Raw genomic sequence first — 23,098 nt, 5'->3', positions numbered from 1 at the left:
TGGCCCTTCCACGGGCACCCAGCCGGGTACCCATGGAAGGGGACCGCGTCACCGAGCGGCAGATGGGGGTGATCAGTCGTGCTGCGCCTCACCTTCAGCCCTGCGGACCTGGGTCGGGTGCGCTTCGCGGTGTCCGCCGTCGCGCAGATCGTGCGGAGTTCCTGCACGGGCGAGTGCCCGCGCCGAGACCCCTTCCTGAAGCAGTGGCAGCGGCGCGTGGTCACCCGCGCGCCCGGTTCGCTGAGCACCCTGCTTCCACTGGTGAACGCCGACGAGCACTACTACCCGGACCTGCTGACGCCCGACACGTTCGTACCCGGAGCGCCGTGGCGGTTGGACGACGAACTGGACGGCCTGGTCTCGGCGTCCGAGAGTGCGGTCGTCGCGGACTTCGGCACGCTGGCCAGGCGCGACCTGAGCGCGCGACTGGTCGACGTGCTGGGCTCGGCCAACAGCCCGGCGCGGCGGCGGCTGGCCGGCGCGGTCCGCGACTACCACGACCTGCTGTTCGGCGGCGAGTGGCGGGCGATCCGCGCGCACCTGGAGGCCGACGTCACACGACGCGCGATGCTCATGGCCACGCACGGCGTCGAGCACGCGCTGGCCACCCTGCATCCCAGGCTGACCTGGGAGTCCCCGGTGCTGACGCTGCACGGCTGCCGCGCCAAGGACTTCGACCTGGCGGGCCGCGGGCTCCTGCTCGTCCCCTCGGCTTTCGGCCACCACTCCGTCGCCTGGGTGCTCAACCACTGGCAGCAACCCGCCCTGGTCTACCCCGCCGCCGACCTCCACCGGCTTTGGGCGGGCAGCGCCGCGGATCCGTCGCCGTCGCTGGACGCCCTCGTCGGCCGAGCCCGCGCCACCGCCCTGCGCGCCATCGGTACCGGCTGCGGAACCGGCGACCTCGCCCGGCACCTCGGCGTCAGCCCCTCGACGGCCTCCGAGCACGCCACGACCCTCCGCCGCGCGGGCTTGGTCGTCACCGAGCGCACCGGGCGCTCAGTGCGGCATCGGCTCACGCGCCTAGGAGTCGACCTGCTGGGCGAGCACACGGGCTGATCCCCACTGTTCGGCGCTGGACCGAAAAGGTTGTCCGTCGCCCTACGTGCTCGTCTAATTACCCCAGGTGGACAAACGACTCACGAAGGGCATCGACGATGACACCCACGAAGGCGGCTTCGGCCGCGATCACGATCGGCGGATTGCTGCTCGGCACCGCGCTGCTCGCTCCCGGCGTCGCCTCCGCCGCCACCTACAACGGCATGTGCGGCAGCGGCTATTCCGTGGTCAACAGCCGTGCCGTCGTCGGCGGCACGGTGTTCCTCACCTACAACGCCAGTACCGGGTACAACTGCGTTGTCACGGTCCGCAACAGCCCTGGCGCCAAGCTCCCCATGGGGGCCAGGGTGTCGAGGTCGAGCGATCCCGGATGGGTGTACGACAACGGCGACTACACCACGTACGCGGGCCCGGTCTACCGCTCGGCGCCGGGCGAGTGCGTCGACTGGGGCGGCGGCATCAACGGCTCCGACATCGACGTGTACGGCACGAACTGCTCTCGCTAGCCCTGCGGCTCGTCCCGGAACGCCGCTGTCTCCTACCGGTGCCGAGAACACCGGCGGTCACCCAGCGCCACAACCGTCACCTGGAACGGCTCATCGCGGGATGCTATTTCCACCCCATTCGGGGCAATGCACCCGCTCACCTTTCCGGATCTTATGAGGCTAATGCCGTTGAGCGATTACGGGGTAACACCGCAGCCGGCATGACGATGTACCGGATACTCCTCTCGTCAACCAGGTGACGGGTAGACCGAAGGACCCTCGATCACGCGCGGGGAACGATTCTTCTTGCGCGAGCGGGTCAAGACGGGGACGTGACCGATGCGTGTTCCACGATTCATCCCGACAAGTGGTGTCCGATCGATCCCGCAATTCGGCGGCGTTCGTCATCGCGCGACCGTTCTGGTGGCCACCGCCTTCCTCGTGGCAGGCCCCGTGACCACCGCCGTCGCGGTGCCGTCTCCGGTTCGGTGCGGCGACACGGTCACCTCCGACATCACGCTTTCCGCCAACCTCCGCTGCACGGGCACCGCCCTCGTCGTCAAGGCCGGTGGCGTCGTCCTGGACCTCAACGGCCACAGCATCACCGGATCCGGGACCGGTGCAGGCGTCTACGTGGCCGGACAGGCCGGTGTCCGCGTTCGGAACGGCAGGATCTCGAACTTCGACCGCGGAGCGTTCTTCGCGGGGTCGATCAACGGTGAACTGGTCGACGTGACCGCCACCGACAACGTCCACAACGTCCAGACCGTGGAGAGCAGCACCAACCTCAAGCTGACCGACTGCACGATGCGCCGCGGTGTGGTGGACATCAACACGTCATCCGGACTGACCGTCACCGGCACCACGTTCAACCAGGCCGGACTCGAACTCAAGTCCTCCAGCCGGTCGCCGGTCATTTCCGGCTCCACCTTCATCGACAGTTCGATAACCTACTCGACGAACGCCAACAACGGTTCACTGACGGGGAGCAAATTCGTCAGGTCGGGGATAAGCCTGCGCGAGGCGGATTACCTGACGGTGTCCGGCAATGTCTTCAACCAGGGATACGTCAAACTGTTGAACGCGTCCCGAAACACCACGATCGTCGACAACCGCTTCAGCAACGGCGATCGCGCCGTGTTCGTCCAGCAGCCGAGTTCATCCGTCAACCTCCGCATCACGGGGAACAGGTTCACCGGAAACCGGATCGGAGTGGACGCGTCCGACACGGTCGCCGGCCTGGAGGACGGGATCACGATCTCCGAGAACACGTTCGTCGACAACGCGGTCGCCGGGATCCTCCTGGAGTCCTCCTCGTACTACGGCCCCTACTGGGTGCGGATCGCGGGGAACACCCTGAGGTCGAACGGGAAGGCGTCCGGTGGTCGGGTCGACAGCGCGGGCCGCCCGATCGACGACGGGATCCACGTGAACGTCCCCGTGGGAGCCCCCGTGGAGATCACCGGGAACATCACCAGGGGAAACGCCGACCACGGCATCGAGGCGGTTCCCGGCTCGGTGGTGGACGGCGGTGGCAACACCTCCTCCGGCGACCCCTCGGGCTGCCTCGGCGTCACGTGCACGTAGTACTGCCACCGCGCGACACCTCCGACCGCTTCGTCGGGAACTACCGGGCCCCGGCGTAGCTCCAGAAGGCGCGCATGACCGCGGGCGGGGTCGGGGAGGTCATGGCGAGTTGGGTCATCATGATCGCGACCGTTCCGGTGGACGGGGTGACGTGCGCCGTCGTGCCGGTGCCGCCGACCCAGCCGTACCGCCCCGGCACGTTCCACGGGTCGGTGCGGTCGACGTCGACCGAGCCGCCGTAACCCCAGCCCTGGCCCTCCAGGAAGATCGCCCCGCTCTCGCGCTGCGCGCGGGTCAGGTGGTCGGTGGTCATCAGCCGGACCGATTCCGGGGTGAGCACCTTGCCGCCGTCGTCCAGCAGCATCCGGCCGAAGGCGTGCCAGTCGTCGACGGTCGACACCATTCCCCCGGCGCCGGACGGGAAGGCGGGCGGGCTGCTCCACTGCCCGTCGGGCGCGTCGACCAGCTTGATGCCGTCGTCGTCGGGCTGGTAGGAGGAGGTGAACCGGGCCAGCTTGTCCGCGGGCACCCAGAACCCGGTGTCCACCATGCCCAGCGGCTGGAAAATCCGCTCGGCGAGGAAGTCCTGCAACGGCAACCCGGACACCCTCGCCAGCAGGACGCCCAGGATGTCGGAGCACGTGTTGTAGAGGAACGCCTCACCGGGCTGGTGCAGCAGCGGGATGCGGGCAAGGGCCGCCATCCAGTCGTCCGGCGACGGGATCTCCCCCGGTTCGGGCGGGCCCTGCATCAGTTCGCTGAACAGCAGCGCCACGGCGGGCAGGGAGAAGTCCGCGGGGAAGCCGTAGCCCGCGCGGAACGTGAGCAGGTCCTCCAGGGTGATCGGCCGGGCCGCCGGGACCAGGTCGTCCACGGGGGCGTCGGGTGTGCGGACCACGCTGGGCGACGCGAGTTCCGGCAGCCAGCGGGACACCTCGTCGTCCAGCGCGATCCGCCCGTCCTCGACGAGCACCATCGCGGCGGCGGCGATGAGGGGCTTGGTGATCGAGGCGATCCGGAAGATCGAGTCCCTCGCCATCGGCGCGGACCCCTCGACGTCCACCGCGCCGACCGCCTCCACCTCCAGCCGGTCGCCGCGGGCCACCAAGGCCACCGCGCCGGGCGCCTTCCCGTCGCCGACGTGCGCTTCCAGGGTGTCGTGCAGGGTCGTCATCGGTCCCACCTCTCACGTGTGCCGTCGGGGGTAGGACTGCCCCCGCCCCGGAAAGTCATCGCTCGCCGATCACCGTGGTCACGTACCTGCGGAGGTCGGCGGCTTCCGGGCGTCCGCTGTCGCGGTCGGCGAACAGCAGGTGACCGGACCCGATGAGGGTGGGCGCGAGCACGTCGACGTCGGCGTCCGCGTCGATCCGGCCGAGCTCGCGTTCGGCGGTGAGGTAGGCGACGAGCATCGCGGCCGCCTCGGTGAGCAGCGGGAGGCCGGTGGGGCTGGTCGCGCGCAGGCGGGCGCGCAGCTCGTCGCGGAAGATCAGCAGGCTGACGACCGACACGGCGACCGAGCCGAACAGGTCCGCCAGGGCGTCGGCCAGGTTGTCCGCGACGGTGCGCGTGCCCGCCGCGGCCAGCAGGTCGGCCGACTGGACCCGCATCCGCGCGATGCGGTCGCGCACCAGCTCCGCGAGGAAGTCGTCGAAGTCCGCGAAGTGCCGGTGCAGCACGCCCTTGGCGACGTCCGCCTCCGTCGTGACGGCCCTGCTGGTCAGCCCGTTGGGGCCGTCGCGGAGCAGGACGCGTTCGGCGGCGTCGAACAGCTGCTGCCGCGCGTCCCGGATGTGCACGCCGGTGGGCACCGTGGTCGCACCTTCCACTAGTGGGCGCTTGCCCACTAGTGTGGGCGCATGCCCACTCTAGAGCCCCACCAGTACCGGAAGGTCGCCGAGTCGTTCGGCGCGGACGCCGAGCGCTACGACCGCACCCGCCCCGCCTACCCCGAGGCCCTGATCGCCAGGATCGCCGCCGCGGGCGCCGACGTCCTCGACGTCGGCTGCGGCACCGGCATCGAGGCCCGCCAGCTCCGCGACGCGGGCTGCGCCGTCCTGGGCGTCGAACCGGACGCCCGCATGGCCGAGTTCGCCCGGCGGTCCGGCCTCGACGTCGAGGTGTCGACGTTCGAAACCTGGGACGCCGCCGGCCGCACCTTCGACGTCGTCGCCTCCGGCCAGGCGTGGCACTGGGTCGACCCCGTCGCGGGAGCCGCCCGCGCCTCGGAGGTCCTCCGCCCCGGCGGCCTGCTCGTCGCGTTCTGGCACGTCTTCGACCCGCCCGCGGTCGTGGCCGACGTCATGGCGACGGTGTTCCAGCGCGTGATGCCGGTGGCTGCACTGCCCAAGAGCGCGACGGACGCTTACGACACGATGTGCGACAGGGCCGCAGCCGGGATGCGGGAGGCGGGTGGGTTCGGGGAGGCGGAGCGGTGGAGGTACGAGTGGGAGCGGGAGTACACGCGTGACGAGTGGCTGGACCTGATGCCGACCACAGGGGCGTTGACGCGGCTGCCGGCGGAGGAGTTGGCGGAAGTGCTGGAGGCCGTCGGGAAGGCCGTCGACGGGGTGGGGGGTGGGTTCACGATGCGGTACTCGACGGTGGCGGCGGCCGCGGTTCGGGTGTGAATCCGGCCTGAGCGGTGCGGCTACGCCCGTCCCACCAGTTCCAGCAGCACGATCCCCGCCACCACCAACCCGCTGGCGACCAGCCGGACCCGTCCGAAGCGCTCGTGGAACACCACCGTGCCGATCACGGCGGCGAGCACGATGCTGGTCTCGCGCAAGGCGGCGATGGCGGGCAGGTTGGCGGGTTCGCGGTTCTGGGCCCAGACGACCAGGCCGTAGGCGATGGCCGACAGGGCGCCGCCCGCGAGGGCTCGGACGCCGGCCGCGCGCAGTCGGGGCGGCAGGGCGCGGCGGTGCCTGGCCAGGGCGTACAGGGGCAAGGGTAGGGCCTGGAGCATGAATTCCCAGCCGATGTAGCCCAGGACGGTGTCCGCGTGGCGGACGCCGGTGCCGTCGACGACGGTGTACGCCGCGATCATCAGGCCGGTGGCGAACGCGGCCGCCAGCGCGGGCAGGTGGCCGCGGCCGGGCACGCCGTGGGCGAGGGTGAGGACGACCAGGCCGAGGGACAGCGCGAGCACGCCCGCCCACTGGGCGGGTGGCAGCGGGTGGCCGAGGACGGTGGCGGAGAGGATCGCCACGACCCACGGCGAGGTGCCCCTGGCCAGCGGGTAGACCTGGCCGAACTCGCCGAGGCGGTAGGCTTGGAGCAGGAACACCTGGTAGGCGGACTGGAGGCAGACCGAGGCCGCGATGAACGGCCACGCGGCGGGATCGGGTGGCGGCGCGAAGACCACCAGCGGCAGGGCGCAGGCGAGGCTGCCGAGGTTGAGCAGGACGAACCCGGCCAGCGTGTCGTCGGTGGAGTGCGCCAGCGCGTTCCACGTCGCGTGCAGCACGGCCGCCAGCAGCACCACGACCACCACGGTCACCGACACCGCGCACCCCCTCGCCCGTCCCATGATCGCCGTCCGGCGGGCGGAACCGCATTCGCGCTCGTCAGGCGACCCTCCCACCCGCCAACTACCGTCGAACCGTGACGGTGACAGGTGTGGTGGCGGGGGTCGTGGACAGCGTGCTGGACCGTGCGATCGCGCCCGGCTACTCGGTGGTGGGGTTCAACGCGCGCAAGCACTTCTGGCCCGCCGACCCGCCCGCCGGCGCGCTGCGCGGTCGGGTCGCGGTGGTGACGGGGGCGAACTCGGGGCTGGGCAAGGCGGCGGCCGCCGGGCTGGCGGAGCTGGGGGCGGCCGTGCGGCTGGTGGTGCGGGACACCGCCAAGGGCGAGAAGGCGCGGGAGGAGATCCTGGCCGGGGTGCCCGGCGCCGAGCTGCTCGTGGACCGGTGCGACGTCAGCGACCTGGCCGACGTGCGGAAGTTCGCCGAGGGGTTCGACGGGCCGTTGGACGTCCTGGTGCACAACGCCGGTGTGCTGCCGCCGAGGCGGATGGAGACCGACCAGGGGCACGAGGTTGCGCTGGCGACGGCGGTGCTGGGGCCGTTCCTGCTGACCGACCTGCTGTCCCCGGCGCTGCGCGCGTCGACCGACGGGCGGGTGGTGTTCGTGTCGTCGGGCGGGATGTACAGCCAGCCGTTGCGGATGGACGACCCGGAGTACCGCGAGGGCGGGTTCGCGGGGGCGAAGGCGTACTCGCGGGTGAAGCGGATGCAGGTCGTGCTGGCCGAACTGTGGGCCGAGGAGCTGAAGACGGACGCGGTGGTGGTGCACAGCATGCACCCCGGTTGGGCGGACACCCCCGGCGTGAGCACGTCGTTGCCGAGGTTCCACCAGCTGGCGAAGCCGTTCCTGCGCACGCCGGAGCAGGGCGCGGACACGATCGTCTGGCTCGCCGCGTCGGCCGCGGCGGGGCGGGACACGGGGCGGTTCTGGCACGACCGGCGGGTGCGTCCGACGCACTACCTGCCGTGGGGCAAGGAGTCCGAGGTCGACCGGCAGGCGCTGTGGGCGTACTGCCGGTCGGCCACTACGGCGTGACGGCGTGGCGCCGGTAGCGGCCCGGCGCCACGCCGTACTCGCGCTTGAAAGCCTTCGCGAACGCGTACTCCGAGCTGTACCCGGCACCGCCCGCGACGGCGCTGAGCGGCACGTCGGACTCGCGCAGGAGCCTGGCCGCGCCGGACATCCGCCACCGGGTGAGGTAGGTCAGCGGCGGTTCGCCCACCAGCGCGGCGAACCGCTTGGCGAACGGGGAGCGCGACAGCCCCGACCGCCTGGCCAGCGACTCCACGGTCCACGGCGCCGCCGGGTCGTCGTGCATGGCGGTCAGGGCGGCCGACACGGCCGGGTCGCGCAGGGCCGAGGCCCAGGACCCGTCCGAGGACTCCAGCCAGGCGCGCAGGATGTAGAGCAGCAGCGAGTCGACCAGGGCCGTGACGACGCTCTCCGACCCGCAGCGCGGGCGGTCCAGCTCCGAGCCGAGCAGCCCGACCGCGGCGGTCAGCTCCGGGTGCCCGCCCGCGCGCAGGAGGATCATCTCGGGCAATGTGCCGAGCAGCGGGGGTCTCCTGGCCCGGTCGAGGTGGTAGCGGCCGCACAGCAGCCGGGTGCGCGGTCCACCGCCGCCGAACGCGAGCGTGCCCACCGGTGAGCCGGGGTTGAGCCACTTCGCCGTGACCTCCGACGCCGGGGTGGCGGGGTCGTCGGCGAGCAGGTGGCCGCCGCCCTCGAGCAGGAACACCACGTCGCCCGTGCCCAGCGCGGTCGGGGCGGTGCCGTCCAGCGGCACGAGCCAGCAGCCGCCGTGCAGCACCACGTGGAAGCCCGAGCCCTTGACGCCCAGCCCCCACGGCGCGTAGCCGTCCGTCCGCACCGACGACGGGCGGCCGGTCCGCATCGACTCCAGCACCTCGGCGAGCACGTCCACGTCAGACCGTCAGCACGATCTTGCCCGTGGTGTGGCCGGACTCGATCAGCTCGTGCGCCTTTGCGACCTCGGCGAACGTGAAGGTCTCGCCGACGTGCACCCGGATCCGCCCCTGGTCGACCAGCGCGGCGACGGCGGCCAGCGCCGGGCCGTCCGGGACGACGCTCGTGCCGACGACCCGGCGTCCGGCCGCGGTGACCCTCGCGGCGAGAGCCTCGTCGCGCTGCTCCTTGATGGTGACGAGCACCCCGCCGGGACGCAGGACGGTCAGCGAGCGGTCGGACTGCCGGACCGAGTCGAACACCACGTCGAGATCGGCGAGCACGGTGGTGAAGTCGGTGGCCTGGTAGTCGATCACCTCGTCGGCGCCGAGCCCTCGCACGAACTCGTGCTTGGCCGCGCCGGCCAGTGCGATCACGTGCGCGCCGTGCGCCTTGGCGATCTGCACGGCGAGGTGGCCGACGCCGCCCGCCGCGCCGTGCACCAGCACCCGCTGCCCCTCGGCGATCTCCGCGCCGTCCACGAGGCCCTGCCACGCGGTCAGCACGGCCAGCGGGAGGGCGGCGGCGTGCACGTGGTCGAGCGAGGCGGGCTTGCGGGCCAGGTCGTCGGCGGGCGCCGTCACGTACTCGGCGTAGGCGTTCGCGGCGCCGGGGAAGCGCGGCATCCCGTAGACCTCGTCGCCGACCTGGTAGCCGCCGCCCGCCTGCTCGACCACACCGGACACGTCCCAGCCGAGGACGAACGGCGGCTCGCCCAGCAGTGGGTACAGCCCGGCCCTGACGATCGCGTCCACCGGGTTGACACCGGCCGCGTGCACCCTGACCAGTACCTCGCCGGGGCCGGGCGCGGGTCGGTCGACCTCCGCGACCCGCAGCACCTCGGGTCCCCCCAAAGCGGTCTGGAGGACAGCGCGCATGACTTGCTCCTTCGTCGTTCCCGATTGGTGGCGACGACGACGCTACGGACGGTGACGCGGGACGGGCAATATCCCCGCGTCCCAGGGTGATGTCCGATCGTCCTCGGGGCAGGACGCGCGTTGGTTGTTCAGCCGGTTCCCGTCGACCGTGGACAACGAACTTGCACTACAACCGGAGGTGGTGATCGGCGTGCCCGGTCGCCCGCGGTCGGGTTGACCTGGGAGGCCTGTACGGGTCGGTTGAGGGGTGTCCAGGTCAAGCCGACCGCGTCAGCCCGTCCTGATCCCGGCCAGCAGGTCGGTGATCGCGGCCATGATCCGGGCGGTCGCCTTGTCGAGGACCTCCTTGGTCGGCTCCAGGTCGTAGAGGTCGGACAGGTCCACGGCGGGCCCGGCGACGACGTCCACCCGCTTGCGGGGCAGCGGCCGGGGCAGGAACGAGCCGCGCGGCAGCAGCCGCTGCGTCCCCCACTGGGCGATCGGGACCACCGGGGCGCGACTGGCCAGCGCGGCCCGCGCCACCCCGGACCTGCCCGCCATCGGCCAGCCGTCGGGGTCGCTGGTGAACGTGCCCTCGGGGTACACCGCGACGCACTCCCCCCGTTCGACCGCGCCCTGGGCGCCGGTGAGCGCGAGGCCCGCGCGGGACGTGCCGCGGTCCACCGGGACGTGGCGGCCCGACCGCATGACGGAGCCGACCAGCGGCAGCCGCCACAGGCTGGCCTTCGCCAGGTAGCGCGGCACGCGGCCGGACACCAGCGCGAACACCGTCGAGCTCACCGGGTCGGCGAAGGAGATGTGGTTGAACGCCAGCAGCACGCCACCGGTCTTCGGCACGTGCTCGTGGCCCGTCATCCGCATGGGGATGAACAGCACGACGATCGACCAGAGGACGTCGATGGCCATGCCGAACCAGAACCCGCGGCCCCGCCGGGGCATGAACCGGGTGAGGGCGGCCATCTGACGCACGGTCAGCGCCTTCGTGGTCTCGTTCACACCGGGATCTTCGGTTCCAGGGCCCGGAAGGTTTCCGCCGGGGGCCGCGAAGGTGGTCTCCCGACGACGCGGGGTGCCGGTTCGGCGCTCCTTCGAGGGCCCCGCCGAACCCGTTCGACTACTCTCCCCGGTCGTGCCCAGCCTCACCGAAGCGGATCAGGTCGTCCTCTCGACCCGACCTGTGCGCGTGCTGCTCGTCGAAGACGACGAGGGCGACGCCGTGCTGGTCGAGGCGCTGCTGGAGGAAGTGGACGCGCTGGTCGAGCTGACCCGCGCGCGCAGTCTCCAGGAAGCCGAGAAGCTCCTCCCGCACGCCGACTGCGTACTGCTCGACCTCGGGCTGCCCGACACCACCGGCCTGGACGGGCTGCGCCGCCTGCTCGCCCTCTCCTCCCCCGCCGCGATCCTCGTGCTGACCGGCCTCACCGACGAGCGCCAGGGCACCAGGGCCGTCGCGGCCGGCGCCCAGGACTACCTGGTCAAGGACCAGGTCGACGGCGCGCTGCTGATGCGCGGCATCCGCTACGCCGTCGAGCGCAAGCACGCCGAGGAGACCGCGCGCCTGCTGCGCGACGAGCAGCTGCACGCCGCCGAGAAGACCCGCCTGGAACGCGGCCTGCTGCCGTCGCCGATCATGCACGGCGAGGACCTGGCGCTGGAGACCCGCTACCGGCCGGGCGGCAGCCGGATGCTGCTCGGCGGCGACTTCTTCGACGCGGTGCGGCTGCCCGACGGCACCCTCCAGGTCATCATCGGCGACGTCTGCGGCCACGGCCCCGACGAGGCCGCGCTCGGCGTGTGCCTGCGCATAGCGTGGCGCGCGCTCGTGCTGGCCGAGCAGGAGCCGTGGAAGGTGCTGCGCACGCTGCACCAGATCCTGGTGCACGAACGCCACCAGCCCGGCCTGTTCACCACCGTGTGCATGCTGACCATCTCGCCGGACCGCCGCTGGGCGCGCGTGTACCTGGCGGGCCACCCGGAGCCGATGCTGCTGGTCGGCGACCGGATCGTGGAACTGCCCCGCGACCGGGCAGGCCTGCCGCTCGGCGTGCTGGCGGACAGCACGTGGAGCGGCCTGGACGTGCCGCTGCCGCCCGGCTGGTCGCTGATGCTCTACACCGACGGCCTGGTCGAGGGCCGGGTCGTGGGCGATCCGGAGCGGCTCGGGTCGGAACGGCTCATCTCGCTGATCGAGGGCATGGCCGGGCAGGAGCCGGACTGGCCGCGCAGGCAGGCCTGGCTGCTCGACACCCTCATCTCCAAGGTCGAAGCGCTCAACGGCGGTGAGCTGGACGACGACATGGCCGTCCTGCTCCTCTCGGAAAGGACCCGATGACCACCCCGGACTACACGACGAGGTGGCCCGCCAAACGGCTGCTGTTCGCCGCCGTGGCGATCCTCATCCTCGTGTCGGGCGGGGCGGTGGGCGCTGTCGCGGTGTCGCTGTCCCAGCTCACCGACGCGCGGCTGCTCGTCCTGGAGCAGATCGGCCCGGCCAGGCGGCACGTGCAGGAGCTGTCGACCGCGTTCGTCAACCAGGAGACCGGCGTGCGGGGCTTCGCGCTCAGCGGCCGTGACGACTTCCTGGCCCCCTACACGTCCGGTCAGGCCGACGAGCGGGCCGCGCTCGACAACGCCCGCGGCAGGCTCGGGTCGACCAAGCCGGAGTACAGCGCGGCGCTGGACCAGATCGAGCAGTACGCGATCGAGTGGCGCGGCAGCTACGCCGAGCCCCTGATCGCCCAGGTCCGCGCCCGGGGCCCCAACGCCGCGGCGGCGTCGACCGACCAGGGCAAGGAGTTGTTCGACCGGCTGCGCGGCGCCGCCGACGACCTCGAGGGCAAGATGGCCGTCGACGTCGACGCGGCGCGCGCGAAGCTCGACAACGCCGCGAACGTCGTGCTCTGGGTGACCATGAGCGTGGGCGCGCTGCTGATCCTGCTGATCGCCATCGTCGCGATCGTGCTGTACCGGATCCTCATCGCCCCCCTGGCGGGCCTGGCGGAGCAGGTGCGCGTGGTCTCGTCGGGCGACTTCGCCAAGCAGGTCGACGTGCCGGGCCCCCGCGAGATCGTGATGCTCGGCCACGACATCGACGCCATGCGCCTGCGGATCCTCGGCGACCTGGAGTCCGTCCGCGAGGCCCACGAGCGGCTGGACACCCAGTCCAAGGAGCTCCAGCGCTCCAACGCCGAGCTGGAGCAGTTCGCCTACGTCGCGTCGCACGACCTCCAGGAGCCGCTGCGCAAGGTCGCGAGCTTCTGCCAGCTGCTGGAGCGCCGCTACGGCGGGCAGCTCGACGAGCGCGCCGACCAGTACATCGGCTTCGCCGTCGACGGCGCCAAGCGGATGCAGGTGCTGATCAACGACCTGCTCGCCTTCTCGCGGGTCGGCCGCATGGCCCGCGAGCACACCATCGTCGACCTGGGCGAACTCGTGAACCAGGTCGTGGGATCGCTGTCCCCCGCCATCCAGGAGGCGGAGGCCTCGATCGACGTCCCCGCCGACCTGCCATCGGTGCGGGGCGAGGCGTCGCTGCTCGGCGGGGTGTTCCAGAACCTCATCGGCAACGCGCTGAAGTTCCACGGCACCGAGAAGCCGGAGGTGCGCCTGACCGTCGAGCGCACCGACGGGTTCTGGACGTTCACCTGCCGCGACAACGGCATCGGGATCGACTCCGAGTACGCCGAACGGATCTTCGTCATCTTCCAGCGGCTGCACCACAAGGACGCATATCCCGGTACGGGTATCGGTCTCGCGATGTGTCGCAAGATCATCGAGTACCACGGTGGCACCATCTGGTTGGACACCGACCAGGACACCGGCACCACCTTCCGTTTCACCCTGCCCGTCGTCGAGGAATCCGAGACCCCCAATGAGTGATGCACTGAGCGTGGTAGACGTCCTGCTGGTCGAGGACGACCCCGGCGACGCGTTGATGACGCAGGAGGCGTTCGAGCACCACAAGATCAAGAACTCACTGCACATCGTCCGCGACGGCGTCGAGGCCCTCCAGTTCCTGCGGCGCGAGGGCGAACACGCCAACGCCCCCAGGCCCGGCCTCATCCTGCTCGACCTCAACCTGCCCCGGATGGACGGGCGCGAGGTGCTGGCCGAGGTCAAGGCCGACGAGCGCCTGCGCTCCATCCCCGTGGTCGTGCTGACGACCTCGGAGGCGGAGGAGGACATCCTGCGCAGCTACAACCTGCACGCCAACGCCTACGTCACCAAGCCGGTGGACTTCGACCGGTTCATCGAGGTCGTCAGGCAGATCGACGACTTCTTCGTGACCGTCGTGAAGTTGCCGAGGTGACCTTGGTTTGACCGCGGACGGCCTCGGGTAGCTGATCTCCATGACCAACGCGTCCCGCAGCCCCCGAGGCAAGTTCGACACCCTCCGCCCCCCGGGCCGGTCACGCCGCGGCACCCCGTCGCAACCGGCCCCTCGGCGTTGAGGGGTTTTTGTTCGGGTCCGCCAAAAGCGGTAATCCGCACAACTGCCGATTAGAACCCCGTTTAGAGCCGTTCACCGACGTAACCCGTTCGCTCCAGTGCCCGACGCCTAACTTTCGTTAACATCGAATCCTGGCGAGCGCAGGGATCGAGCACCACGCCCCCGCCATGAGAGCGGCGAAAGGGGCGTGGATGTTCAGGAGTTTCATCGCCTGGATGGACGAGTACATCTCGGAAGAGGGAACGCCCGCTATCGCCAAGGCCGTTCTCGGAATCATGAGTTTCGCCGTACTGCTCGGCGCGATCATGGGAAACCTGGCGGTAAAAGCAGGCGCCCTCGCGGCGTCGATCGTCATCGTCATGGGATTGGCCATGCTGCTACTGGCCGATCGCCGTAAACTGATTCGAAGCGCGGCCATCAAGGACCGCCTCGTATCGCGGTACTGCGGAATCATCTTCGATGAACTCAACCCCTCGTTCCGGATCATCACCTGCAGGCAGGTGTCGATCATCGAACGCAATGGGGACACGAAGGAAAAAACAACTCTGCACGCCAAGGTCGAATGCGACCACCTCTACTTCTTCCGGCTTCGGTTCGCCTCCCGCTGGGATCAGCCGGTCAAGCAGCGGGAGAAGGTCAAAGTCGAGGTCAGGGGGATGTCGGCCAGTGACATCCCCGGCACGAGCATGAACGTCACCCAGTTCTGGATGCCCGATGGCCGACTGGAGGTGCTGGTGCACTTCCCGGCACCTCCCAAGTCGAACAGCGAGATCAGGATCGACATCGTCGCCGACTGGCCTGGAAAATCGATCCCGCTCATGCGCCATGAAGTACCGGACGATTTCGTCTTCAGGTTCGAACACCCGGTGACCTTCGCTCAGTACAAGGTCGTGCTGCCGACCTCGTGCGAGGCGTACTACGAGGCCATCGGATTCGACGAGGACGAGAACGGCTACCTGCTGAGCAAGACCGACGAGAGCGACGGCAGGACTCAGTTCGTGTTCGAAATCTTCGACATGCCCGCGGACAAGCAGGTCGGCGTTCGGCTGCAACTAAAGAAGGGTGCGCCACCGTAGCAGCACACCCTTTTCGCAAGACAATGGCGACGGACTACTTGTCGCTCACTTCGCCGCCCTCTAGCCCAAGAACAACAGACATCGTGCGCATGCCTCCGAATTCGTCGTGACACCAGATAAGGAAGAGCCGCTGGAGCTAGTCCACATGGGCGGAGCCCAGTTCAGCCTAATGCACGAACAGAGCCGATCTACACCGACCGGCTTCACTCGATCGTGTGCACGCTGACCGCGTAGTTCCCGCCCGTGTACGGCTCGCGGTCCCACGTGGACCAGCGGTCCTCCGCGCGTAGCCCGGCAGCCGCGCACCAGCCGTCGTAGTCAACCAACGCGGGCCAGTCCGGGCGCAACTGGAAGCCCGCGACCAGCCGCCCACCCGGCACCAAGTGAGCCGCACAAGCCGCCACAGCGGCAGCGCGCACGTCCGGGGCGACGTACGGGATCACGTTGCCCGCGAGCACGACGACGTCGAAGGTCTCGGCCAGCGCCATGACCTCCAACCCCGCCCGCTCCCACCGCAGCTCAGGCGCCTTGGCGCGAGCGGCGGTGATCATGTCCCCGTCGAAGTCGACGCCGACCACTCGCACGCCCCGCCGCGCCAGTTCGATGCCCACCCGGCCGGTGCCGCAGCCGCCGTCGAGCACCGACCGCGGTGAGTACGACATGACCAGCGCCGCCTCGCCGTGCGGGTCGTGGCCCGCCTCGGCCATCCGCTGCCAGCGGTCGTCGTAGGACGAGACGTCGACGCGGCCGCGCCAGGCCGCCCAGTCGGCGGGCAGGTCGGTCACGTGACCTCCAGTTCGGCCGTCAGGCGGGTGTCGCCGTAGTCGTGGCCGATCTCGACGACGTAGGTCCCCGTCAACGTCCGCCACGCGCCGTCGTCCCAGCCCTGAACGGCCCGCCTCAGCAGCGCCACCGTCGCCGTGACCGTCTCCCCCGCGTCCGCCGACACGGACGCGAAGCCCGCCAGCCAGCGGGTCGGGCGGTCGGGCAGCGGGGTCTGCGGGACGAGGTACACCTGGACGACCTCGCGGCCGGGGCGGGTGCCGGTGTTGCAGAGGCGGACGGTGACGGTGGAGTCGGCGGTGATCCCGACCGACTCGTAGGACCACGTCGTGTAGCCGAGCCCGTGGCCGAACCAGAACGCGGGGCGGACCTGGCGGCCCTGCCAGGCGCGGTAGCCGATGAACAGGCCCTCCCGGTAGGTGAGCACGCCGTCCACGGGGTCGACGTCGAGCACGGGGGCGTCGTCCTTGCGGGCGGGCCACGTCGTGGGCAGGCGGCCCGCGGGCTCGGCGTCGCCGAACAGGACGGCGGCGAGCGCGGCGCCCGCCTCCTGGCCGGGGAACCAGGTGAGCAGCACGGCGGCGACGTCGTCGAGCCAGGGCATCTCCACCGGGGACCCGGCGTTGACGACCACGACGGTCCGCGGGTTGACCGCGGCGACGGCGGCCACCATGTCGTCCTGCCGCCCCGGCAGCGCGAGCGAGCGGCGGTCGAAGCCCTCGGACTCGACCTCCTCGGTGGTCGCGACCACGACGACGGCCACCTGGGCGGACGCGGCGGCGGCCACGGCGCGGTCGATCAGCTCGTCGTCGGTGGGGCCCGGTTCGGCGTGGCCGAGGGTGAGGCCGACGACGGTGCCGAGGCCGGGACGGACCCACACCCGGTGGTGCAGCGAGACCAGCACGGGGCCGTTGACCTCGGCGGTGACCTGGGTTTCCGGGTGCAGCAGGATACCGGCGGCGGGGTCGTCGTCGTAGGCGACCTGCTTGTCGTCGAACAGGACCTCGCCGTCGACGGTCAGCACGAAGTCGCCGATGCCCGCCACGCCGAAGCGGTGCTCGCCGAACACCAGCGGACGGAACAGCGCGGTGACCTCGACGGTGTCGAGCAGCGAGCTGTCCATCTCGACCGGCATCCTGCCGATCCACCCCGTCTGGGCCTCCGCGAGCAACGTGCGGCCGAGTTCACCGCCCTGGGCGTCGCGGAACACCATGCGCAGCCCCGCTTCTCCGGTCTCCGGGTCCGTCCACTCCGGACCGGACGCGGCGGGCAGCTTCGTCCACGGGTCGACGCCGGGTTCGTAGACAAGTTCGACGCCCCGGTCGCGCAGACCGTCCAAAGGGGACACGACGTGCGGCGGGAACACGTGGACGCTGCCGCCGCCGAGGATGCGGGCCTGCTCGGCGGCCATGCCGATCACGGCCACGGTCGGGGAGGCCAGCGGCAGGGTGCCGTCGTTGCGCAGCAGCACGAAGGAGCGCTCGGCGACCTCCTTGGCCAGCGCGTCGCCGTCGATCCTGGCGGGCAATTCCGACACGACCGGGTCGACGCCGTCGAGCAGCCCGACGCGGCTGGCCAGGCGCAGGACGCGGCGGACCATCTCGTCCACCACGGATTCGGGGACCTCGCCCGCGCGCACGGCCTCCACGAGCTTGGCGCCGTAGGGGTTGCCCGGTCCGGGCATCGCGATGTCCAGGCCGCCCAGGGCGGTCCCGGCGGTGGTCTTGGCGGCCGTCCAGTCGGACACGACCACGCCGTCGAAACCCCACTCGTCCTTGAGCAGGCCGTTCTGCAGCAGGCCGTTCTCGGACATGGTGTGCCCGTTGACGCCGTTGTAGGCGGACATGACCGCCCACACGCCCGCGCCGACGACGGCCTCGAACGGGGCGAGGTACAGCTCGCGGAGGGTGCGGTCGTCCACGGCGGCGTCGAGGACGAAGCGCGCGGTCTCGGAGTCGTTGGCGACGAAGTGCTTCACGGTCGCGCTGACGCCGCCGTCCTGCACACCGGTGACGTAGCCGACGCCGATCTGCGCGGTGAGCAGCGGGTCCTCGGAGTAGCACTCGAAGTGCCTACCGCCCAACGGGGTGCGGTGCAGGTTCACGGTCGGCGCGAGCAGCACGTGCACGCCCTTGCGGCGGGCCTCCTGGGCGAGCAGGCGGCCGACGCGCCTGGCCAGCTCCGGGTCCCAGGTCGCGGCGAGCGCGGTGGGGCTCGGCAGCACGATCGCCGGGTCGTCCGGGGTCCAGTCGGTGCCGCGGACGCCGATGGGGCCGTCCGACATGACCAGCGATCCGAGGCCGATGTGCGGGACCGCCGGGAGCGACCAGACGTCCTGCCCCGCGAGCAGGCTCACCTTCGTCTCGAGGTCGAGTGCGGCCAGTGCGGCCTCGATCGGGCTCATGGTCCTCCTACCGGGCGGCCGGGCGGTTCAAGATCGACACGTTACCCGGAGTGAGCGGCCGGCGGTAACGGGACGGCCGTGGCCGGCACCATCAGACCGTGACTGCGCCGTAGTGCACGACCCCGTCCACAGTGGACGAGGCGAGTCGACCGTCGCGCACCAGCACGTCCAGGTGCGCGGACGTCTCACCGGTCGCCAGCACCTGGTTGAACAGGTTCAGCTCGTCGAACTTCCGCTGCCTGCGGGTCCAGCCGAGCCTGCGCGCGGTCTCGTACGCGGTGGCCGTGCCGCCCGTCACGGACGCGACGGTGGCCTCCAGCCGTTCCTCGTGGTGGCGCAGCAGCTCGTCCACGCGCTGGTGGACGCTGTCGGTCACGGGGCCGTGCGCGGGCAGCAGGCGCAGGTCGGGGTGCTCGCGCATCAGCCGCAGCGAGTCCAGGTAGTCGCCCAGCGGCAACTCGGGCCGCGAGGGTTCGAAGCCGATCGACGGGGTGATGTGCGGCAGCACGTGGTCGCCCGCGAACAGCAGCGACGACGCCGTGTCGACGAACACCACGTGCCCGGCGGTGTGGCCGGGCGTGGGCACGGTCGTGAGCACGCGCTTGTCCAGGTCGACCACGCTGGCGCCGGTCAGCCACTCGTCGGGCAGCTCGTAGGCCTCGACCGACTTGCGCTCCAGCGGCACGGCGGCCTTCCGCCACCGCTCGGCGAGGTCGGACGCGCCCCAGCCCCGCAGGTTCGACAGCTGGGCGTCGGCCCGGCCGCCGAGGATCCGCTCCAGCGACGGCTGCTCGCCGAGGCCCAGCGCGATCTTCGTGCCGAAGCGCTTCCGCAGCGCCACGGCCAGCGTGTAGTGGTCGCGGTGCATGTGCGTGACGAGGAACCGGCGGATGTCGGCGAACCCGTACCCGAGGGTGTCGAGCGAGGCCTCCAGCCGGTCGGTGGCCTCGTCCAGCGCCCAGCCCGCGTCGATCATGACGACGCCGTCGCCGTCCTCGATCGCGTAAACGTTCACCGTGTGCAGGCCGTCGTTCGGCAGCGGCAGCGGGATCCGGTGCACGCCCGGCGCCACCTCGAAGACACCTGGCTCAGTCCAGTCCGTCATGGCCACCGGAAGGTAGCACGCACTACAGGTCGAACTCCGCTCGTCGGTCCTCCAGCACCAGGCCCAGGTATTCGGGGTGCTTGCCGATGTAGCCGCGCACGAACGGGCAGGCCGGGAGCACGGCGATCCCCGCGTCGCGGGCGTCGTTCAGGACGTGCTTGACCAGCGTGGACGCCAGCCCCTTGCCGCCGAACGCGTCGTCGATCACGGTGTGGGTGAACGTGATCGTGCCCTCCCCGCGCTCGTACTGGGCGTAACCGGCCAGCGCGCCGTCGTGCACGACCTCGTAGCGGTGCAGCTGCACGTTGTCCACCACGGTTGTCATCTGTCGACCTCCACGCTCGTGACGGGCCCCGCGCCCGCGCGGTCCGCGCACGCGGGCCCGTCGTCGTCCGGGTCGACGGCGGCCGTCTCCGGTGACCGGGAGGACCACGGTAGTCCGGCGGGGCAGGATGGCGCGATGGATGTCTACCTGCTGATCCTCGGCGACCACCTCCCCGACCCGGCGACCGGCGTCGTCGTCAGCGAGGCGACCCGGTTGCAGGCCGTGGTCGAACAGGCCGTCGTGGCCGAGGAGGCGGGCTTCACCGGCGTCGCGATCGGCGAGCACCACTTCACCCGCTACATCGTGTCCGCGCCGGAGCTGCTGCTCGCCACGATCGCGGCCCGCACGTCGACGCTGCGGCTGTCCACGGGGGTCACCCTGCTCGCCCACCGCGACCCGGTGCTGGTCGCCGAGGAGCTGGCGACGCTGGACGTGCTGTCGCTCGGCCGGGCGGAGCTGGTCGTGGCGCGCGGGGTGTCGCCGCGCACCGACGCCGTGTTCGGGGTGCGGTCGAGGGACCTGCGGGCGCGGTTCGACGAGAACCTGCGGCTGCTGCTGCGGCTGCTGGAGGAGCCGGACGTGACGTGGGAGGGGCGGTTCCGGCCGCCGCTGGCGGGCGTGACGACGACGCCCCGGCCGTTGCAGCGGCCGCACCCGCCGGTGTGGATCGGGAGCGGGTCGGCGGTGTCGGCGGACCTGGGGGCGGAGCTGGGGATGCCGCTGATGCTGCCCAGCACGCTGCGGGATCCGGGGACGCACGTGGACGTGGTGACGCGATACCGGGCGGCCATGGGGGCGAAGGGGCGGATCGCGCTGCCGAGCCACGTGTTCGTGGCGGCGGACGCGGCGGAGGCCCGTCGGCGGTGGCGGCCGTACCTGGACGGGTACGCGCGGTTCGCCGACCCGTGGCGGGGCGACGGTGACGTCGACGTGGACCTGCTCATGGACGGCGCCGCCGTGTGCGGCGACCCCGGCGAGGTCGCCGAACGCCTCAACGGACTGGCCCGGCTGCTCGACCTCGACGCGCACCTGGTCATGGTCGACATCGGCGGCCTGCCGCAACCCGACGTCCTCACCGCCATCCGCCTCTTCGGCTCAGCCGTCCTCCCCCTCCTCAAGCGCTAACCCCTCGCGAGTCGAACGCCCAGGCACCCCGTGTCGAACCTCCAGGCACCCCCAAGTGAGGGACACGAAGTGCCCGAGCGAAGAACTCACGCGGTCCGGGGTTCAGCTTGGGTGCCCGAGCGTTCGACACGGGGTGCCCGAGCGTTCGACACGGGGTGCCCGAGCGTTCGACACGGGGTGTCTGAGTGTTCGACACGGGGTGTCTGAGTGTTCGACTCGCGGGTTAGGTGAGGGTTTGGAGGGAGGGGGGTAGGGGTGTGGTGTGCAGGACGCCCAGGCGTTGGGTGGCGCGGGTGAGGGCGACGTAGAGCTCCCCCGGTGTCATGAGGTGCGGCTCCACGACGAGGACGGTGTCGAACTCGAGGCCCTTCGCCTCGCGCGGGGTGATCACCGGGCCGGGCAGGTCGATGCCGTCCGGGGCGATGACTGCGATCGTGCCCTCGCGGGTGACCGCCAGCTCCGCCGCCACCGCGGCCGCCAGATCGGTGACCAGGGTCGCCCACGGCGGGATGCCGTTGTGGCGCACGGACTTCGGGAGGCTCGCGGCGGGGTTCACCTCGGCCAGCACCACCGCGGCGACGTCCATGATCTCGGCCGGGGTGCGGTAGTTGAGGGTCAGCTCGCGGTAGGCCCAGCGGTCGCCCGCGTAGCGGTCCAGCATCGCCGCCCAGGTGCGGGCCCCCGCCGCGGACTGGCGCTGGGACAGGTCGCCGACGATGGTCATGGACTTGCTGGGACAGCGGCGGAACAGCAGGCGCCAGTCCATTTCGGACAGTTCCTGCGCCTCGTCGACGACCACGTGGCCGTAGGTCCACTCGCGGTCGGCCGCGGCGCGTTCGGCGAGGTAGCGGTGGTCGCGTTCGACGTGGCGCTCGGCCAAGTGCTCGGCGTCGATCAGGTCGACGGCCCGCAGCAGGTCCGGGTCCATGGTCGGGTCGGTGTCCAGGATCTCCAGGACGCCCTGCGCGTACTCCTCGCCCGCCTTCTCCTCCTTGGGCTTCAGGGCGTGCTCGCCGAGCAGCTCCGCCGCCTCGTCCAGCAGCGGGACGTCGGAGACGGTCCAGGCGCGGCCCACCTCGCGGTGGAACTCCGGGACGCCCAGTTCGGCGCAGCGGTCCGCGGACTCGTAGAACTCGGCCAGGAACCTGCGCGGGGTGAGGGCGGGCCAGAGGACGTCCACGGCGGCGCGCAGCTCGCGGTTGGCGTAGACCTCCCGGCGGACGTCGACCGCGACGCCGTCCCACGGCTCGTCGATCTCGGCCAGCGCCACGTCCAGCACGAGGTCCACCAGCGCCTCGTGGAAGACGGCGCGGGTGTGGTTGTGCAGCAGGCCCGCCTGCCGGGCGCGGGTGCGGGCGGCGTCGGCGATCGCCGCGTCGAGGTGGACGACGCAGTGCTCCAGCTCGATCGGGATGGGCACGTCGGGCACTTCCTGGCGCTGGGCGACGGCCGCGACCAGCACGTCGAGGATGTCGAGGCTCCCCTTGCGCCGCTGGACGGCGGGCACGTCCTCGCGGACGGTGCGCAGCCTGGGCATGAGGTCGCCCGGCGAGGCGAAGACGACGTCGGTCTCCCCCAGCGACGGCAGGACGTTGCCGATGTAGCGCAGGAAGCCGGAGTTCGGGCCGACGATCAGCACGCCGCGCTTGGCCAGGCGTTCGCGCTGGGTGTAGAGCAGGTAGGCGACCCGGTGCAGCGCGACGGCGGTCTTGCCGGTGCCCGGCCCGCCCTCAACCACCAGGACGCCGGGGTGGTCGAGGCGGATGATCTCGTCCTGCTCGACCTGGATCGTGGCGACGATGTCGCGCATGACCTCCTCGCGCGGCGCGTCCAGCGCGGCCGTGAGCGCGACGCCGTCCAGGCGCAGTTCGTCGTCGTGGAAGTCCTGCAACCGCCTGCCGCGGGTGTGGAAGTGGCGCCTGCGGGTCAGCCCCTCCGGAACGGCGGCCGTCGCCACGTAGAACGGGCGGGCGGCGGGCGCGCGCCAGTCCGTGAGCAGCGGCTCGTACTCGTCGGCCTCGTCGAACAGCCCGATCCTGCCGATGTAGGTGCGGGCGCCGTCCACGTGGTCGGTGCGGCCGAAGCACAACCCGTCGTCGGCGACGCGCAGCCTGCTGAGCTGGTCGGACAGCGTTCGCACGTCCACCTCGCGCTGCCAGCGCTGGGCGGTCGTGTCGCCAAGGGCCTCCTCCAGCGCGCGCAGGGCGACGGCTCGCTGCCCGTCGAGCTTGCGGTACAGGAATGCGACGCGTTCACGCTCCGCGAGCAATTCCTCCATGTGGTGGCCTGTCCTTTCGACGTGCTACAATTGATGAAGATTCGGCA

At 71.2% G+C, this 23,098-nt stretch carries 21 protein-coding genes; 10 read left to right on the top strand and 11 right to left on the bottom strand.

Annotated elements, in window-relative coordinates:
- The first annotated feature begins 78 nt into the window (after positions 1 to 78).
- The 3 genes from RM788_RS40540 to RM788_RS40530 all read left to right on the top strand — a co-directional run bounded on the left by RM788_RS40540 (position 79) and on the right by RM788_RS40530 (position 3,131).
- Positions 79 to 1,059 (top strand): ArsR/SmtB family transcription factor, encoded by a 981-nt coding sequence (locus RM788_RS40540; RefSeq protein ID WP_315925231.1) that lies wholly within the window; start codon positions 79 to 81, stop codon positions 1,057 to 1,059.
- Positions 1,060 to 1,157: 98 nt separating this feature from the next.
- Positions 1,158 to 1,565 carry a spore-associated protein A gene (locus tag RM788_RS40535; protein WP_315925229.1) on the top strand — a complete coding sequence of 136 codons (408 nt, stop codon included), beginning with the start codon at positions 1,158 to 1,160 and terminating at the stop codon, positions 1,563 to 1,565.
- Positions 1,566 to 1,967: 402 nt separating this feature from the next.
- Positions 1,968 to 3,131, top strand: a complete 1,164-nt coding sequence (locus RM788_RS40530; protein ID WP_315925227.1) for a NosD domain-containing protein — start codon at positions 1,968 to 1,970, stop codon at positions 3,129 to 3,131.
- Positions 3,132 to 3,171: 40 nt separating this feature from the next.
- Here RM788_RS40530 and RM788_RS40525 read toward each other — a convergent pair whose 3' ends face one another.
- Together RM788_RS40525 and RM788_RS40520 are read right to left on the bottom strand one after the other, a co-directional pair.
- Positions 3,172 to 4,305 (bottom strand): serine hydrolase domain-containing protein, encoded by a 1,134-nt coding sequence (locus RM788_RS40525; RefSeq protein WP_315925225.1) that lies wholly within the window; start codon positions 4,303 to 4,305, stop codon positions 3,172 to 3,174.
- A 55-nt stretch (positions 4,306 to 4,360) separates the two neighbouring features.
- Positions 4,361 to 4,942: a TetR/AcrR family transcriptional regulator gene (locus RM788_RS40520; protein ID WP_315925224.1), complete on the bottom strand. Its 582-nt coding sequence runs from the start codon at positions 4,940 to 4,942 to the stop codon at positions 4,361 to 4,363.
- 48 nt (positions 4,943 to 4,990) lie between these two features.
- Between RM788_RS40520 and RM788_RS40515 the strand changes: the two genes are divergently transcribed.
- Positions 4,991 to 5,761, top strand: a complete 771-nt coding sequence (locus RM788_RS40515) for a class I SAM-dependent methyltransferase (protein WP_315925222.1) — start codon at positions 4,991 to 4,993, stop codon at positions 5,759 to 5,761.
- Positions 5,762 to 5,781: 20 nt separating this feature from the next.
- On the opposite strand, the gene RM788_RS40510 is transcribed toward RM788_RS40515, so the two are convergent.
- Positions 5,782 to 6,639 carry an EamA family transporter gene (locus RM788_RS40510; protein WP_315925220.1) on the bottom strand — a complete coding sequence of 286 codons (858 nt, stop codon included), beginning with the start codon at positions 6,637 to 6,639 and terminating at the stop codon, positions 5,782 to 5,784.
- A gap of 98 nt (positions 6,640 to 6,737) precedes the next feature.
- Here RM788_RS40510 and RM788_RS40505 point away from each other — a divergent pair, with 98 nt between their 5' ends.
- Entirely contained in the window at positions 6,738 to 7,697 is a 960-nt protein-coding gene (locus tag RM788_RS40505; protein WP_315925218.1) for an SDR family NAD(P)-dependent oxidoreductase, read from the top strand.
- On the opposite strand, the gene RM788_RS40500 is transcribed toward RM788_RS40505, so the two are convergent.
- The 3 genes from RM788_RS40500 to RM788_RS40490 form a co-directional block, all read right to left on the bottom strand.
- Positions 7,687 to 8,586, bottom strand: coding sequence for an AraC family transcriptional regulator (locus tag RM788_RS40500; RefSeq protein ID WP_315925216.1), 900 nt, complete (start codon positions 8,584 to 8,586; stop codon positions 7,687 to 7,689). The two genes, RM788_RS40505 and RM788_RS40500, sit on opposite strands and share 11 nt — an antisense overlap.
- Position 8,587: 1 nt before the next feature.
- A complete protein-coding gene (locus tag RM788_RS40495) occupies positions 8,588 to 9,505 on the bottom strand; it encodes an NADP-dependent oxidoreductase (protein ID WP_315925214.1) in 918 nt (305 codons plus the stop codon).
- Positions 9,506 to 9,775: 270 nt separating this feature from the next.
- The gene (locus tag RM788_RS40490; RefSeq protein WP_315934882.1) at positions 9,776 to 10,465 is read right to left on the bottom strand and encodes a lysophospholipid acyltransferase family protein; all 690 of its coding nucleotides are present in this window, start codon (positions 10,463 to 10,465) and stop codon (positions 9,776 to 9,778) included.
- Between the two features lie 169 nt (positions 10,466 to 10,634).
- On the opposite strand from RM788_RS40490, the gene RM788_RS40485 reads away from it, so the two are divergent.
- From RM788_RS40485 to RM788_RS40470, 4 genes are all read left to right on the top strand, one after another.
- Positions 10,635 to 11,837, top strand: a complete 1,203-nt coding sequence (locus RM788_RS40485) for a PP2C family protein-serine/threonine phosphatase (RefSeq protein ID WP_315925212.1) — start codon at positions 10,635 to 10,637, stop codon at positions 11,835 to 11,837.
- Entirely contained in the window at positions 11,834 to 13,384 is a 1,551-nt protein-coding gene (locus RM788_RS40480; RefSeq protein ID WP_315925210.1) for a sensor histidine kinase, read from the top strand. Before RM788_RS40485 ends, RM788_RS40480 begins: the two co-directional genes overlap by 4 nt.
- On the top strand, positions 13,377 to 13,814 hold the full coding sequence (locus tag RM788_RS40475; protein ID WP_315925208.1) for a response regulator: 438 nt from the start codon (positions 13,377 to 13,379) through the stop codon (positions 13,812 to 13,814). The genes RM788_RS40480 and RM788_RS40475 overlap by 8 nt, the downstream gene beginning before the upstream one ends.
- Positions 13,815 to 14,170: 356 nt before the next feature.
- Positions 14,171 to 15,031, top strand: coding sequence for a hypothetical protein (locus RM788_RS40470; RefSeq protein WP_315925206.1), 861 nt, complete (start codon positions 14,171 to 14,173; stop codon positions 15,029 to 15,031).
- A gap of 203 nt (positions 15,032 to 15,234) precedes the next feature.
- On the opposite strand, the gene RM788_RS40465 is transcribed toward RM788_RS40470, so the two are convergent.
- The 4 genes from RM788_RS40465 to RM788_RS40450 all read right to left on the bottom strand — a co-directional run bounded on the left by RM788_RS40465 (position 15,235) and on the right by RM788_RS40450 (position 19,648).
- Entirely contained in the window at positions 15,235 to 15,816 is a 582-nt protein-coding gene (locus tag RM788_RS40465) for a class I SAM-dependent methyltransferase (RefSeq protein WP_315925204.1), read from the bottom strand.
- The gene (locus RM788_RS40460) at positions 15,813 to 18,218 is read right to left on the bottom strand and encodes a beta-glucosidase (protein WP_315925202.1); all 2,406 of its coding nucleotides are present in this window, start codon (positions 18,216 to 18,218) and stop codon (positions 15,813 to 15,815) included. Before RM788_RS40460 ends, RM788_RS40465 begins: the two co-directional genes overlap by 4 nt.
- Positions 18,219 to 18,309: 91 nt before the next feature.
- Positions 18,310 to 19,323, bottom strand: a complete 1,014-nt coding sequence (locus tag RM788_RS40455) for an MBL fold metallo-hydrolase (protein ID WP_315925200.1) — start codon at positions 19,321 to 19,323, stop codon at positions 18,310 to 18,312.
- A 22-nt stretch (positions 19,324 to 19,345) separates the two neighbouring features.
- Positions 19,346 to 19,648: a GNAT family N-acetyltransferase gene (locus tag RM788_RS40450; protein WP_315925198.1), complete on the bottom strand. Its 303-nt coding sequence runs from the start codon at positions 19,646 to 19,648 to the stop codon at positions 19,346 to 19,348.
- 135 nt (positions 19,649 to 19,783) lie between these two features.
- Between RM788_RS40450 and RM788_RS40445 the strand changes: the two genes are divergently transcribed.
- Positions 19,784 to 20,773, top strand: a complete 990-nt coding sequence (locus RM788_RS40445) for an LLM class flavin-dependent oxidoreductase (RefSeq protein ID WP_315925197.1) — start codon at positions 19,784 to 19,786, stop codon at positions 20,771 to 20,773.
- 223 nt (positions 20,774 to 20,996) lie between these two features.
- Here RM788_RS40445 and RM788_RS40440 read toward each other — a convergent pair whose 3' ends face one another.
- Positions 20,997 to 23,051, bottom strand: a complete 2,055-nt coding sequence (locus RM788_RS40440; RefSeq protein ID WP_315925195.1) for a helicase — start codon at positions 23,049 to 23,051, stop codon at positions 20,997 to 20,999.
- Positions 23,052 to 23,098: the final 47 nt, after the last annotated feature.

The organism is Umezawaea sp. Da 62-37 (genome assembly GCF_032460545.1).
Classification (GTDB): domain Bacteria; phylum Actinomycetota; class Actinomycetes; order Mycobacteriales; family Pseudonocardiaceae; genus Umezawaea.
The sequence above is the reverse complement of the archived record's forward strand: the minus strand, read 5'-3'. Positions and strand labels throughout refer to the sequence as shown.